Genomic DNA, 13,775 nt, shown 5'->3' on the forward strand with positions numbered 1-13,775 from the left:
GCGTTGGCGCGACGCACGGCCCAGGCCGCACGCCGCTCGGGCCTTAACGGACGGTGATGCGCCAGGCGCGGTGAATCTTGCTGTTGCGAGCAAAGTCCTGGTCCAGCGTCAGGGCGCTGATTTCCTCGACCTGGTAACGCGCCGCCAACCCTTCATCCAGTTCGAACTTGCGGAAGTTGTTGGAGAAGTACAGCACTCCGCCCCTGGCGAGGCGGGCCATGGCCAGGTCGATCAGCTCGACATGATCGCGCTGCACATCGAACACGCCTTCCATTCGCTTGGAGTTGGAGAAGGTCGGCGGGTCGATGAACACCAGGTCGTACTCGCCGCGGTCCTCGCGCAGCCACTCCATGACATCACTCTGCACCAGGCGCTGCTTGTCCGAGAAACCATTGAGCGACAGGTTGCGCCGCGCCCAGTCCAGGTAGGTCTTGGACAGGTCGACGCTGGTGGTGCTGCGGGCATCGCCCTTGGCCGCATGCACGGTGGCCGTGGCGGTGTAGCAGAACAGGTTGAGGAAGCGCTTGCCGGCAGCCTCGCGCTGAATGCGCAGGCGCATCGGGCGGTGATCGAGGAACAGGCCGGTATCGAGATAGTCAGTCAGGTTGACCAGCAACTTCACACCGCCCTCTTCGACTTCCATGAAACGGCCTTCGGCATTCTGGCGCTCGTACTGCTTCTTGCCGGTCTGGCGTTCGCGACGCTTGATCACGATGCGCTCGGTGGGAATGCCCAGCGCCTGAGGCAACGCGGCGAGCGCATCGAGCAGACGGGTCTGTGCCTTCTCCGGATCAATGGACTTGGGCGCAGCGTATTCCTGCACGTGCGCCCAGTCGCGGTAGAGGTCGATGGCCAGTGCGTACTCGGGCATGTCGGCGTCATACACCCGGTAGCATTCGATCTTTTCCTTGCGCGCCCACTTGCCGAGCGCCTTGACGTTCTTCTGCACGCGGTTGGCGAACATCTGCCCGCCTTCGCTCAGGCGTGCCTGCTCGATCACGGTGGCGCCCTGAGCGGGAGACGCTTCGCTGCGCTCGCCGCGGTCACCGGTCACGAACTGGCGTGGTTCCACGTCAAGCATGATCAGCTTGCAAGGCAGCGCACCGTTGAAGAAGGCGTACTGCTTGTGGCTACGAATGCCCATGCGCTTGCCGAGTTCCGGCGCGCCGGTGAACACACCGGCACTCCAGCCCAGGCAGCTCTGGCGCAGACGCTCACCCAGGTGCTGGTAGAGGTACAACAGGCTGGCTTCGTCACCCAGACGCTCGCCGTAGGGCGGGTTGCAGATGATCAGGCCTTTCTGGCCCTTGTCCGGACGCGGCTCGAAGGTGGCCAGTTCGCCCTGGTAGATCTTCACCCACTCGGCCAAGCCCGAGCGCTCGATGTTGTTGCGAGCGGGCTGGATCAGGCGCGGGTCGGCCTCGTAGCCGCGGATCCACAGCGGCGTCCTGGCCAAGCCGACTTCCGCACGCTGCTGGGCATCCTCGATGAGCTTCTTCCAGATCGCGGGCACGTGTCCGAGCCAGTTGCTGAAGCCCCAGCGCTCACGCTTGAGGTTCGGCGCGATGTCGGCAGCGATCAGGCCGGCCTCGATGAGGAAGGTGCCGACACCACACATGGGGTCGGACAAGGCGCCACCTTCAGCGGCAATCTTCGGCCAACCGGCACGGATCAGCACGGCAGCGGCGAGGTTTTCCTTCAGCGGCGCGGCACCCTGCTGCAAGCGGTAGCCGCGCTGGTGCAGGCTGTGGCCGGACAGGTCCAGCGACAGCACGGCCTGGCCGCGATCGAGGTGCAGGTGCACACGGATATCCGGGTTGACCTTGTCCACGGTCGGACGCTTGCCGAATTCGGCACGCAGGTTGTCGACGATGGCGTCCTTGACCTTCAGCGCGCCGAAGTGGGTGTTGTCGATGCCCGAGCCCTTTCCGCTGAACTCCACGGCCAGGCTGCCGCCAGCGTCCAGGTGGTCGCTCCAGGACACGGCATTGACGCCCAGGTAGAGGTCTTCGGCGTTGCTCACCGGGAAGCGCGAGAGAACCAGCAGCACGCGGTTGGCCAGGCGCGACCAGAGGCACAGGCGGTAGGCCGTCTCCAGGTCGCCCTTGCCGCGAATAGCCGAAACCTGGGCGCGCGCCTCGGTCAGCCCGAGCGCCTGGGCTTCCTCCAGCAACAGGCCATCGAGCCCTTTCGGGCAGGTGAGGAAAAGATCGTGCAAATCCGCCATGCAAATAGTTCCCGGGCCACAGCCCTTTCAGCAAAGCCGCTTACGGCTTCGTCGGCCACCTTTTGTTCATCCAAGGAGGCCCGTGTATTCATTTTCAGGGATGAACCGGCGACCGGCCTGCGGCCTCGCGTCGCAGAAAGTCATCCCACTCGTCGGAACGAGAGATGGTCTCAATTAGACACACATTCCTCTTGATCCTCGGCAACCACCCGCCCCTGGCGGGTTATGCCGTAATGGCACTTTGCAAACCGGGCGAACCTTATGGCCTGACCCCATAAGAGTTACGTCCTTATGACAAATTGGTCATTCACAGCCCCGGAACCTTTCGATAGAACTCGGGGTAATCCTTCACCGCAATGGTGTTGGGCGGGGCGCGTCACGCCGGCAATGCGCCCCATTGGCGGAAACTTCCGCCCGGCCTCCCAGGGGGGCCAACGGGACATAACAGTCAACAAGTGAGGGCAACACCCTATGAGAAGACTTAAGCGTGATCCGTTGGAAAGAGCCTTTTTGCGCGGTTATCAGCACGGCATTACTGGAAAATCTCGCGACCTCTGTCCGTTTACCCATCCCACTACCCGGCAATCCTGGCTCAACGGTTGGCGTGAGGGCCGCGGCGACAACTGGGATGGTTTGACCGGCGCCGCCGGTATTCAACGAGTGAACCAATTGCAGCACGCAACAGGCTGAATCCAGGGTCACCCACGACTTCCCCAGGCCGCCCCATCCGGGCGGAAAAGGGCGTAAGCCCAAGGGCTCCGAAAGGAGCCCTACTTATTTCCACTGCCTGTACTTACGCCCGCTTGGCCGCTGCAATGGCGTCCACCGCTTCGCGGATCAGTGCCGGGCCCTTGTAGATGAACCCCGAATAGATCTGCACCAGGCTCGCACCCGCCGCGATCTTCTCCGCCGCATGGGCGCCTTCGGTGATGCCACCGGCGGCGATGATCGGCAGGCGACCGCCCAGTTCAGCGGCCAATACCTTGACGATGTGGGTACTCTTCTCGCGTACCGGTGCGCCTGAGAGGCCGCCGGCCTCGTTGCCGAACGGCAGGTGCTCGACGCCTTCGCGGCCGAGGGTGGTGTTCGTGGCGATCACCGCGTCCATGCCCGATTCGACCAGCGCGGCGGCGACCATCGCGGTTTCGTCGTCGCTCATGTCCGGGGCGATCTTGATCGCCAGCGGCACACGGCGGCCGTGCTGCACGGCCAGGTCTTCCTGGCGCTGGCGCAGCGCTTCGAGCAGTTGCTTGAGCGAATCACCGAACTGCAGGCTGCGCAGGCCGGGCGTATTCGGCGAGCTGACGTTGACCGTAACGTAGCTGGCGTGGGCGTAGACCTTGTCCAGGCAGATCAGGTAGTCATCCACCGCCCGCTCGACCGGCGTATCGACATTCTTGCCGATATTGATGCCCAGCACGCCCTTGTACTTGGCCGCCTTGACGCGCTCGATCAGGTGATCGACGCCGTGATTGTTGAAGCCCATGCGGTTGATGATCGCGGTGGCTTTCGGCAGGCGGAAGATGCGCGGCTTGGGGTTGCCCGGCTGCGGACGCGGGGTAACGGTACCGATCTCGACGAAACCGAAGCCCAGTTGGGCGAAGCCGTCGATCGCGTCGCCGTTCTTGTCCAGGCCGGCGGCCAGCCCCACGGGGTTGGCGAATTCCAGGCCCATCACCTTTACTGGCAGGCTCTTTGGCGCCTGGGTCAGCAGGCCATTGAGGCCCAGGCGGCCACCCGCGCCGATCAGGTCGATGGACAATTCATGGGAGGTTTCCGGGGAGAGCTTGAACAGGAGCTCGCGGGCCAGGCTGTACATGGTCGGGCATCGGTCGGCAAAATGGGGCGCTATTATAGCCAGCCTGGCCTCGCTCAGGCGAGGCGACGCAGCGCCAGCAGCCGCCCGGAATCGTCGAATTCCAGCTCGAAGCTGCCGTGAACTCCGGAGTGAGTGACGAAGGGGCGCAGGTAATGCGCCGGTAGATTGACCTGCCGACCATCCCGACTGGTCACCTGAACCCGGTTCGCCTGCCCGCGATAGAGCGCCTGCAGCCGATCCGCCGGCAGGGAAATATCCAGCACAACGCAAGCCATGGAGGCCTCCTGGAAGTGAAGGAAAGAATTTTGCCACAACGCATGCGCCCAACGGCGCCAGGGTTTTCTATGCTTAGGGCAATTCGCCGTGCATCGGGCTCGGCGCTTCCTGCATTGACCAACTGGCCATCGGGAGTCTAGCGTCGTCCATGAGTCAACCACCCCGCCCCCGCAGCGTGACCAGCCGCCTGGCCGCCCTGGCCCAGCGCCTGGGCATCGGCAGTGCCGATGGGCGTAACGTCGCCGAGCGCAGCCGGAGCCTGTCCCTGCCCTTCGAGCCCCTCCCGGACTGGCCTGCCGGCCTTGGCTGGCAATCCGGCCCGCCGCTCTACCGGTTGATCGACCTGCCGCGCGGCGCGCTGTCCGGCCCTGTACAGGAAGACAAGGCACGCATCCACGCAGTCCTCAAGCGCCTGGTGGCCAGCCACCGCGAGGAACACCCCGCTGTCGACGTGCGCAGCATCGATGGCCTGTGCTGCCGCAGCCTGCTCGACAGCCCGCTGGCGGGCCTGGAAGAGCTGTCCAACTGCGAGCAGTGCCGCAAGGTGCGGATCATCAGCTACAACGACTTCACCAAGGTGCTGGGCGTGGCCCTGCCCGGCTTCGAGCGAAAGGCGCAATTGCAGTTGCGCAGTGCCGGCTGGCATGGCGCACGGCTGTTCTGGGACGACGACAACCATCCTTGCGAGCTGGCCAATGCGGTGGTCTACGCGCGCCGCCGCGGGCTGGAAATCGTCCTGCCTGCAAGCATCCAGCGCTTCGAGCTGCAACCGTCCGTACTGGATGAGCTGGAACGCGACTTCCATATGCTGGCCATGCCGGCCAAGGCCTGGAGCGACGCGTCGTTCATGGGGTTGCTGCTGGAAACCGGCATGCCCTACGCACGCTTCGGCCTGTTCAACTCGGAAACCCCGGAAAGCCTGCTGCTGCCACGGGATCACCCGCAGTCGGACGCCTTCGGCCAGGGGCTGCGGGAAGCCGGCGCGCCGGACGTGATCGCCTACTTGCGCGCTGCCGGCAAGCTGCCCTGAGGCTCAGTCCCTCAGGGCATCCTCCCCGAAACTGGCGCTGTACAGCGCCCTGACCGTCCAGTACCGCACCAGATGGATCGACGGGCGCAGGCTGGAACCCTCGACATCCAGCCCCCTCGACCGGATCGAAGAGCCTGACGCCCCGCGCCGGACACCCGCCGGGTCAGTCCTGATCCGCTTCCTGGGCCGCCTGTAGCGCCGGCACCGCAGGAATGCCGATTTCCACGCAGAGCGCCATGACGCGCTCAAGGTCGTTGCGGTAGACCAGCACGCACTGCAGCTCGGTATCCAGCGGCTCGCTGAAATCCACCAGCACGTAACCGCCCTTTTCCGGATAGAGCGCGCCAAGCTGGGTCTGGATGCGATTCAGCGCCGTCAGCGGTTCGGTCTTGCGCAGTTGCTTGGCCTGCAGCACGAAGCTCACGCTCGGGTCGAAGGAGGCGCGGATCTCGCCGAACAGCTCCTCGTAGCTGTCGCCCATGAACAGCACGATTTCCGGCAGGCTGCCCACCACGACCCATTCACCCAGCGGAATGGGGAAGTCGTCGTCGTAATTGATGTCCGCATTGGCCGCCAGGAACGCCGCCGGATCGGCATAGGCCTGCGAGGCCTCGTCGGCGATCTGCTGGATCTCCTCCTCGCCCAGGCAGCCGGAGCTGATCAGCGTGAGGAGTTCGGCGATTTGCGCTTTCATGGGGAAGTCCTGAAGAGAGATGAACAGCCGGGAAGGATATCCGGATTACGGGAAAAACGCCGTAGTTGGGGAACCTTCTGACAGACCGATCGGTCGGAAGTCGCCAGAAGCAATACCCATTATCGAACGGGATGATTTCTGCTCGCGTCGGGCGGTTGATAGCCTGACAACCATCCCGAACCAGCCTGCGTGTGAAAATCATGAACCGTGCCCTCGCCCTTCTCTCTCTGACCCTGCCCCTGTGGCTGGTCGGCTGCGCCAGCCAACCGGCACCGCAGCAAGAGCCTTACAGCGATGAGCAAGTGAAGTCCTTCGCACTGAAGATGCTGGGGGCCAGCAACCTGTCCGACGAGCTGTACGCCAAGTACCGCCGGGCGCTGACCGAGCCGCGCGAGGATGGGCGCAGCGGGAGCTGATCCCGCCCCCCCGTAAGCGCCGTTCTTCTCGCGTCTGCACGACCTCCATCGCCGCGCCATTGACGCCCTTCTGGAAATTCCGACGTCCGCCCCCTGCAGGAGCGGGTCAGGCCCGTGTTCGCATCCATGGGACGCTCCTGCCGGGGAGCCCGTGCCCATTGCTAGCGCTTCCGCCGACCAATCCCGAGCCGAAAAAAAGCCCCGCACAAGGCGGGGCTGGAGCATCAAAAGGTCAAACGGTTCAGGGCATCAGGCCGGGCAGACGCCCTGCTGGTTGCTCTGCGCCAGGTCGAGCAGCTCGCGGTTGGCCACGGCGTACATGGCGTAGTCGGTGCTGGTGGACGCACGCAGGTCGGTCAGCATGGCCCGCCAGCGGGCAACTATCGGGGCGTGCTGGTCCAGCCAGAGCGCCACGCGTGCGTCGATCTCCGCCGGGCCATCCTGCATCTGCAGCACGGAGACGGTGATCGCCCGCTGCTGCCAGTCCAGGTCGTCGCGGAAGGCTTCGCGGGCCAGCGCCTGCCAATTGTTTTCCACGGGCAGGGAGCTGATCTGCTGCAGGTACCAGGTCAGTTCCAGTTCGCTGCCCAGGGCGAAGTAGGCGCGCGCCACATCGGCCGGGTCGCGGCCGGTGACATCCGCCGCTTCGATGATCGGCAGCAGGGTGTAGAGGTGGCTGGTACCGGCGACCATCCGCGCCAGCAGCTCCGGCACACCCGCATCGACATAGGCCTGGTAGCGCGCCTGCCACAGCTCGCGGGTCGGGCCTTCGAGCAGTTCGTTGAGCTTCAGGCCGAGTGCGGCGATGCGCGGACCGAAGTGCGCGACGTCACGCGCGGCATCCTGCTCGTTGCGGCGGCTGCGCAGGAACCAGCGGGTTGCACGGCGGCCCAGGCGCATCAGCTCATCCATCAGGGTCAGTTGCACCTCTGCCGGCACCTGGTAGTCCAGTGCCTCGATCTGGCGGAACCAGTGCGGCAGATGGAAGACATCGCGCACGATCACGTAGGCGCCCGCCACATTCGCCGGCGTCATGCCGGTGGACTCCTTCAGGCGCTGCACGAAGGTGATGCCCATGTGGTTGATCAGGTCGTTGGCGATCTGCGTGCTGACGATCTCGCGCTTCAGGCGGTGCTTGCGCATGGCCTGGCCGAAGGTATCGACCAGCGTCTGCGGGAAGGCCGTCTCCATGTCGCGGGTCAGGTAGTCGTCATCCGGCACCAACGAGCCCAGCAACTGCTCCTTCAGATCGATCTTGCTGTAGGAAATCAGCACAGCCAGCTCGGCGCGAGTCAGGCCCTGGCCGGCGGCGATGCGCTCGGCAAGGCCCTCGTCGGTGGGCAGGAACTCCAGGGCGCGGTCCAGCTTGCCGCGGCCTTCCAGGTCGCTCATCAGTCGCTTGTACTCGGCAATGCGTTCGCGGGCACGACGCTCGGCCAGGGACAGCGCCTGGGTCTGCTTGTAGTTGTTGCCCAGCACCAGGTCGGACACCTGGTCGGTCATTTCCGCCAGCAGCTTGTTGCGCTGCTTGCTGGTCATGTCGCCGGCCGTCACCACCTCGTTGAGCAGGATCTTGATGTTCACCTCGTGGTCGGAGCAGTCCACCCCACCGGCGTTGTCGATGAAGTCGGTGTTGCACGCGCCGCCGTTCAGGCCGAACTCGACCCGCGCCAGCTGCGTCATGCCGAGGTTGCCGCCCTCGCCCACCACTTTCACCCGCAGCTCGCGGCCGTCCACGCGCAGGCCATCGTTGGCCTTGTCGCCGACGTCGGCATGGGTTTCATCGCTGGACTTCACGTAGGTGCCGATACCGCCGTTCCACAGCAGGTCCACCGGCGCCTTGAGCAGCGCGTGGATCAGCTCGGTCGGCGTCAGGCGCTCGGCGTCGATGTCGAAGCGCGCACGTACTTCCGGCGTCAGGGTGATGCTCTTGGCGCTACGCAGGAAGATGCCGCCACCGGCGGAGATCAGCGAGGCGTCGTAGTCGGACCAGCTGGAGCGCGGCAGGTTGAACAGGCGCTGGCGCTCGGCGAAGCTCGTAGCCGGATCCGGATTGGGATCGAGGAAGATGTGCATGTGGTTGAAGGCGGCAACCATCTGCAGCGTGTCCGACATCAGCAGGCCGTTGCCGAACACGTCGCCGGCCATGTCACCGATACCGATGACGGTGACGCTGTCCTTCTGCACGTCGATGCCGCGCTCGCGGAAATGGCGTTGCACCGAGACCCATCCGCCACGCGCGGTGATGCCCATGCCCTTGTGGTCGTAGCCGGCGGAGCCGCCAGAGGCGAAGGCATCGCCGAGCCAGAAGTTGTAGTCGGCGGAGATGCCGTTGGCGATGTCGGAGAAGGTTGCGGTGCCCTTGTCCGCCGCCACCACCAGGTAGGGATCGTCCGGGTCGTGGCGAACCACGTTGGCCGGCGGCACGATCTGGCCTTCCTTGATGTTGTCGGTGATGTCGAGCAGACCGGAGATGAAGATGCGGTAGCAGGCGATGGCCTCGGCCTGGATTTCATCGCGGCTGCCGCCGACCGGGAGACGGCGCGGGATGAAGCCGCCCTTGGCACCGGTGGGCACGATCACCGCGTTCTTCACCTGCTGCGCCTTCACCAGGCCCAGCACTTCGGTACGGAAGTCTTCCTCGCGGTCAGACCAGCGCAGACCACCACGAGCCACATCGCCGAAGCGCAGGTGCACGCCTTCCACGCGCGGGCAGTAGACGAAGATTTCGAACTTCGGCGTCGGACGCGGGATTTCCGGAATGGCCTTGGGGTTGAACTTGAAGCTGAAGTAGCTCTTGTTCTGCCCGGCCGCATCCGGCTGGTAGAAGTTGGTGCGCAGGGTCGCCTTGATCAGGTCGAGGTAGCGCCGCAGGATGCGGTCCTCGTTGAGCACCTGGACATCGTCCAGCGCCGTGAGGATGGCCTGCTCGAGCTTCTGCTGCTTGTCTTCCAGATCCTCGGCGGTGAGCTTGCGGGCCAGGTAGAAGCGGGTCTTGAACAGGCGCACCAGTTCACGGGCGATATCCACATGGGCGTTCAGCGCGCTGGCGATGTAGCCCAGGTCGAAGCCCAGGCGGATCTGCTTGAGGTAGCGCGCATAGGCACGCAGCAGCGCCACGTCGCGCCACGGCAGGCCGGCGGTCAGCACCAGGCGGTTGAAGGCGTCGTTCTCGGCGTCGCCGTTGACGATGTGGACGAAGGCGTCCTGCAGGGTCTCGTTGAGCTCCTGGATGTTGACGTCCAGGCCTTCGGCGTAGGTGAAGGCGAAGTCGTGGATCCAGTACTCGCGGCCATTGGTGTGGCGCAGGCGATAGGGGAACTCGCCGAGCACGCGCAGGCCGAGGTTCTCCAGGATCGGCAGGACGTCCGACAGCGCCAGCGGCGTATCGGCGTGGTACAGCTTGCAGTGCAGCTGCTGCTCACCTTGGGCCAGCGGCTGGTAGAAGCTCATCACCAGCGGACGCGTCTCGGACAGGCTGGACAGGTGCTGCAGGTCCACCACCGCGAAGTGCGGGGCGAAGCGCTCGCGGTAGCCGGCCGGGAAGCCTTTCGGGAAGTCTTCCAGCAGGGTATTGCCCTGCCCTTCGCCGAAGTTCTCCAGCACCAGTGCGGCGTAGTCGTCCTGCCAGGAGCGGCAGGCCTGGATCGCTTCCTGTTCGAGCTGAGCGGCGTCGACGTCGATGCGGTTCTTGGGGTCGACGCGCAGGATGAACTGCACGCGGGCCAGGGTGGATTCGGAGAAGAAGGTCCAGAACTCGCAGTCGCTGGCCTTCAGGCGCTCCATCAGCACCTGCTGGATCTTCATCCGTGTTTCGGTGGAATAGATGTCGCGCGGCACATAGGCCAGGCAGTAGGCGAAGCGGCCGTACGGATCCTTGCGCAGGAACAGGCGGATCTTGTTGCGCTCCTGGATCTGCACGATGGACATGGCAGTGCTGTACAGCTCGTCCACCGGGGTCTGGAACAGGTCGTCGCGCGGCAGCACCTCGAGGATCTGCGCCAGTTCCTTGCCCAGGTGCGCCTTGCTGTCGAAGCCGGAGTTCTTCAGGACAGCGGCGACCTTGCCACGGATGAACGGGATGTCGAACACGCTCTCGGCATAGACCGCCGAGGTGTACAGGCCAAGGAAGCGGAACTCGCGGACGACCTTGCCCTTGGCGTCGATCTCGCGGATCGACACGTAGTCCGGGTAGGCCGGGCGGTGCACACGGCTGGGCTGGGAAGCCTTGGCGAAGGACAGCAGCACCGGCTCGCGCAGGTAGGCGACCGCGTAGTCCTCGATGTGCAGGTCTTCCTTGTTCAGGCCGGCCCGCAGGGTGCGGGTCAGGCCGAGGAAGGCTTTCTCGTCGTACACCAGGTGGCCGCCGTCGGCCTCCTCCTGCACGGTGAATTCCTCATAGCCGAGGAAGGTGAAGTGGTTGTCCAGCAGCCACTCGAGGAAGGCGCGCACCTCGGCGGTCTCTTCCGCACGGGCCTTGACCTTGGATTTGCCCAGCCAGGCCAGCAGCTCTTCGGCCTTGGTACGCATGGCCGGGAAGTCGGCAACCGCCAGGCGGACCTCGCCGAGCACCTCCAGCAGGGCTTTCTCCAGGGTACGCAGTTCGCCGGCCTGGGAGACGCGGTCGATCTCCAGGTACATCAGCGATTCCTGGCGCACATCCTTGCCGGTACTGTTCTTGGGGAGAATCTCCAGCAGTTCGCCCTTGGCGTTGCGGCGCACACTGAGCACGTTGGTCTGCAGGGTGTGGATGCTGTAGCCGCGGCGGTTCAGCTCCATGCGCACCGAGTCGACCAGGAACGGCTGGTCCGGGTGCAGTACCTGCACGGCGGTGTGGGTGGACTGCCAGCCGTGCTTTTCGTAATCGGGGTTGTAGACCGCCACTTCAGGCTGGGCGGGGTCGAAGCGTTCCAACAGGCGCCAGGAAGACAAGGTGCAGCCGACCAGGTCGGACAACCTGCGCTGGGTCAATTCGTCGAGGGAGATGAAGCCGAAGAACTGCTCGGCGAACAGGGCCACTTGTGGCAGACCCTTGTCGTCGACGTGCTGCGCCAGGGCCGCTTTCAGTTGTTGCTGGAAGTCGGTTTTGCTGGCTGCGGTGAAGAACGCCATGTTGTTACTCCGCTGGGCTCGTTTTATTGGATTGAGCGTAGAACGCATATCGTCTTGTGTCGGGCCACAGGTATAGCCGGGCAGTGTGACCCTCGATTGACAGCCCCGACCGGGCGGTCACCGATCGCACCGAGCTTATCGGGAGTCACCCGGCGCTGGCTTACGGGGCTGCGACATATTCGGTCAACGGCATGCAGGCGCCGCTCTCACGCAGAGACGACCGATTTCGCAGTGCGTTCGTTCCGCATCTGCCGCCACAAATATCAAAGCGCTATTATGGTGACTCCGCTTCCGGAACGGACGCCATGCAACGCCACCCACCCCTGCACCGCCCGCTGCTGCGCCACCTGGACAACCTGCTGGTCACCCTGCTGGGCGCGGCGCTGCTCGTCCTCGCCTGGCTGTTCCTCGACGAAGCCGTGCGGCCACTGCTGATCGGTGCGGTGCCGGTCTATCTCGGGGTGCTGCTGCCACGCGTCGTCGGCCGCGAAGAGCGCCTGCGCCGGGTCCAGGCTGCACGTGAACGCTCGGTGCGCGCGTGGGGATTCTGCAGCCGCGACCGCAACGGCCCGTGGATCAACTACATCGACTTCCCGCTGGTCTGCGAAGACCCGGTGTTCAAAGGCCGCTTCTTCTATAGCGAGTGGCTGGTGGTGCACGACGGGCGCATCATCATCAACCCGGGCCCCGCCAGCGTAGACCTCGCCGCCGGCACCGTGAGCTATGACTTCGACTGCACCCGCACCTACGCCTGGGACGGCTGCTCACCGAAAGTGCCGTTCTTCTGGGTCGCCACGCTCGGCACGCCGGACTGGTGGGAACACCTGGAAAGCGTGCAGTGCCTGCGATACGGCCAGCAGAAGGAGCGCGTGATGTTCTGGCCGGTGGCGCACCACGCCAGTCTCGTGCATGACGCGCTGTACCAGTTCCTCAATGTCGCCCCGGTGTCCAAGGCCGAGGCGGACGAGCTGTTCCACCGCATGCTGCTGGACGCCGGCATGCCGCGCCTGGTGGCCTGGGTCTATCGTTTCGCCGTGATCCACGGCGGCGCGCGCGACATGCGCCATCAGCGCAACCCCAACACGTCGCTGCGCTGCCTGACCGCTCTGCCCGGTGATCAGGTGCCCCAGGAACCACTAGCGCCGCACAAGGCTCGAAGCGCAGCGCTGCAAGAGTGACGGCCGATGCAGTAAAGTAGGCGGCCCGACAGCCCCACCTTTTCGTCCAGGAAATCCACGCGATGGAACATCGTGAGTCGCTCCTTGCACTGCGCCAGTATCTCTCCAGCCAGATCCTCGGCCAGGAAAAGCTCATCGAGCGGCTGCTCATCGCCCTGATCGCCGACGGCCACCTGCTGGTGGAAGGTGCGCCGGGCCTGGCCAAGACCAAGGCGATCAAGGACCTGGCCGAAGGCCTGGAGGCCGACTTCCACCGCATCCAGTTCACCCCCGACCTGCTCCCGGCGGACATCACCGGCACCGAGATCTATCGACCGGAGAACGGCAGCTTCGTGTTCCAGCAGGGACCGATCTTCCACCACCTGGTGCTGGCCGACGAAATCAACCGCGCGCCGGCCAAGGTGCAGTCCGCCCTGCTCGAAGCCATGGCCGAGCGCCAGGTCAGCGTGGGCCGCAGCACCTATGACCTGCCGCCACTGTTCCTGGTGATGGCGACGCAGAACCCCATCGAGCAGGAAGGCACCTACCCGCTGCCCGAAGCCCAGCTCGACCGTTTCCTCATGCACGTGAAGATCGGCTACCCGGAAGCCTCCGTGGAGCGCCGCATCCTCCAACAGGCCCGTGGCGAAGCGCTGCACGGCGAGACCCGGCCCGAGCGCCGGGTCACCCAGGAGGCCATCTTCGCCGCCCGCCACGAAATTCTCGGCCTGTACATGGCCGATGCCGTGGAGGAATACCTGGTGCAGCTGATCATGGCCACGCGCACCCCGGCCAAGTACGACGCCGAGCTGGCCGAATGGCTGTCCTACGGCGCCAGCCCACGCGGCTCCATTGCACTGGACCGCTGCGCACGCGCTCATGCCTGGCTCGCCGGGCGCGACTTCGTCAGCCCCGAGGACATCCAGGCGATGCTCTTCGACGTGCTGCGCCATCGCCTGATCCTCACCTTCGAGGCGGAAGCCGCCGGGATCGACCAGGACCGTGTGGTCCAGCGCATCCTCGACGTGGTCGCCGTCGCCTGAC

At 65.0% G+C, this 13,775-nt stretch carries 10 protein-coding genes; 5 read left to right on the forward strand and 5 right to left on the reverse strand.

Going from position 1 to position 13,775, the window contains the following annotated elements; translation table 11 throughout:
- Positions 1–43: 43 nt before the first annotated feature.
- On the reverse strand, positions 44–2,227 hold the full coding sequence (gene rlmKL / locus AC1ZV1_RS20695; protein ID WP_484293393.1) for a bifunctional 23S rRNA (guanine(2069)-N(7))-methyltransferase RlmK/23S rRNA (guanine(2445)-N(2))-methyltransferase RlmL: 2,184 nt from the start codon (positions 2,225–2,227) through the stop codon (positions 44–46).
- 471 nt (positions 2,228–2,698) lie between these two features.
- On the opposite strand from rlmKL, the gene rmf reads away from it, so the two are divergent.
- A complete protein-coding gene (gene rmf, locus AC1ZV1_RS20700; RefSeq protein WP_081519407.1) occupies positions 2,699–2,917 on the forward strand; it encodes a ribosome modulation factor in 219 nt (72 codons plus the stop codon).
- Positions 2,918–3,020: 103 nt separating this feature from the next.
- On the opposite strand, the gene AC1ZV1_RS20705 is transcribed toward rmf, so the two are convergent.
- Together AC1ZV1_RS20705 and AC1ZV1_RS20710 are read right to left on the reverse strand one after the other, a co-directional pair.
- Positions 3,021–4,046 carry a quinone-dependent dihydroorotate dehydrogenase gene (locus AC1ZV1_RS20705; protein ID WP_484293394.1) on the reverse strand — a complete coding sequence of 342 codons (1,026 nt, stop codon included), beginning with the start codon at positions 4,044–4,046 and terminating at the stop codon, positions 3,021–3,023.
- Positions 4,047–4,099: 53 nt separating this feature from the next.
- A complete protein-coding gene (locus AC1ZV1_RS20710) occupies positions 4,100–4,321 on the reverse strand; it encodes a DUF2835 domain-containing protein (RefSeq protein ID WP_484293395.1) in 222 nt (73 codons plus the stop codon).
- A gap of 149 nt (positions 4,322–4,470) precedes the next feature.
- On the opposite strand from AC1ZV1_RS20710, the gene AC1ZV1_RS20715 reads away from it, so the two are divergent.
- On the forward strand, positions 4,471–5,352 hold the full coding sequence (locus AC1ZV1_RS20715) for a DUF6685 family protein (RefSeq protein WP_484293396.1): 882 nt from the start codon (positions 4,471–4,473) through the stop codon (positions 5,350–5,352).
- Between the two features lie 163 nt (positions 5,353–5,515).
- On the opposite strand, the gene AC1ZV1_RS20720 is transcribed toward AC1ZV1_RS20715, so the two are convergent.
- Positions 5,516–6,046 (reverse strand): hypothetical protein, encoded by a 531-nt coding sequence (locus tag AC1ZV1_RS20720; protein ID WP_484293397.1) that lies wholly within the window; start codon positions 6,044–6,046, stop codon positions 5,516–5,518.
- Positions 6,047–6,246: 200 nt separating this feature from the next.
- On the opposite strand from AC1ZV1_RS20720, the gene AC1ZV1_RS20725 reads away from it, so the two are divergent.
- Positions 6,247–6,462, forward strand: coding sequence for a hypothetical protein (locus AC1ZV1_RS20725; protein ID WP_484293398.1), 216 nt, complete (start codon positions 6,247–6,249; stop codon positions 6,460–6,462).
- A gap of 249 nt (positions 6,463–6,711) precedes the next feature.
- Here AC1ZV1_RS20725 and AC1ZV1_RS20730 read toward each other — a convergent pair whose 3' ends face one another.
- Positions 6,712–11,574: an NAD-glutamate dehydrogenase gene (locus AC1ZV1_RS20730; RefSeq protein WP_484293399.1), complete on the reverse strand. Its 4,863-nt coding sequence runs from the start codon at positions 11,572–11,574 to the stop codon at positions 6,712–6,714.
- A gap of 305 nt (positions 11,575–11,879) precedes the next feature.
- Here AC1ZV1_RS20730 and AC1ZV1_RS20735 point away from each other — a divergent pair, with 305 nt between their 5' ends.
- Both AC1ZV1_RS20735 and AC1ZV1_RS20740 read left to right on the forward strand, forming a co-directional pair.
- Positions 11,880–12,752, forward strand: coding sequence for a DUF1353 domain-containing protein (locus AC1ZV1_RS20735; protein WP_484293400.1), 873 nt, complete (start codon positions 11,880–11,882; stop codon positions 12,750–12,752).
- A gap of 62 nt (positions 12,753–12,814) precedes the next feature.
- Positions 12,815–13,774: an AAA family ATPase gene (locus AC1ZV1_RS20740; RefSeq protein WP_484293401.1), complete on the forward strand. Its 960-nt coding sequence runs from the start codon at positions 12,815–12,817 to the stop codon at positions 13,772–13,774.
- Position 13,775: the final 1 nt, after the last annotated feature.

The sequence above is a fragment of the Pseudomonas sp. BB438 genome, assembly GCF_057180225.1.

Coding starts and splice junctions, on each gene's coding strand:
- rmf (WP_081519407.1), top strand. CDS start 2,699: ATGAGAAGACTTAAGCGTGATCCGTTGGAAAGAGCCTTTTTGCGCGGT.
- AC1ZV1_RS20720 (WP_484293397.1), bottom strand. CDS start 6,046: ATGAAAGCGCAAATCGCCGAACTCCTCACGCTGATCAGCTCCGGCTGC.
- AC1ZV1_RS20725 (WP_484293398.1), top strand. CDS start 6,247: ATGAACCGTGCCCTCGCCCTTCTCTCTCTGACCCTGCCCCTGTGGCTG.
- AC1ZV1_RS20740 (WP_484293401.1), top strand. CDS start 12,815: ATGGAACATCGTGAGTCGCTCCTTGCACTGCGCCAGTATCTCTCCAGC.
- AC1ZV1_RS20735 (WP_484293400.1), top strand. CDS start 11,880: ATGCAACGCCACCCACCCCTGCACCGCCCGCTGCTGCGCCACCTGGAC.
- AC1ZV1_RS20715 (WP_484293396.1), top strand. CDS start 4,471: ATGAGTCAACCACCCCGCCCCCGCAGCGTGACCAGCCGCCTGGCCGCC.
- AC1ZV1_RS20710 (WP_484293395.1), bottom strand. CDS start 4,321: ATGGCTTGCGTTGTGCTGGATATTTCCCTGCCGGCGGATCGGCTGCAG.
- rlmKL (WP_484293393.1), bottom strand. CDS start 2,227: ATGGCGGATTTGCACGATCTTTTCCTCACCTGCCCGAAAGGGCTCGAT.
- AC1ZV1_RS20730 (WP_484293399.1), bottom strand. CDS start 11,574: ATGGCGTTCTTCACCGCAGCCAGCAAAACCGACTTCCAGCAACAACTG.
- AC1ZV1_RS20705 (WP_484293394.1), bottom strand. CDS start 4,046: ATGTACAGCCTGGCCCGCGAGCTCCTGTTCAAGCTCTCCCCGGAAACC.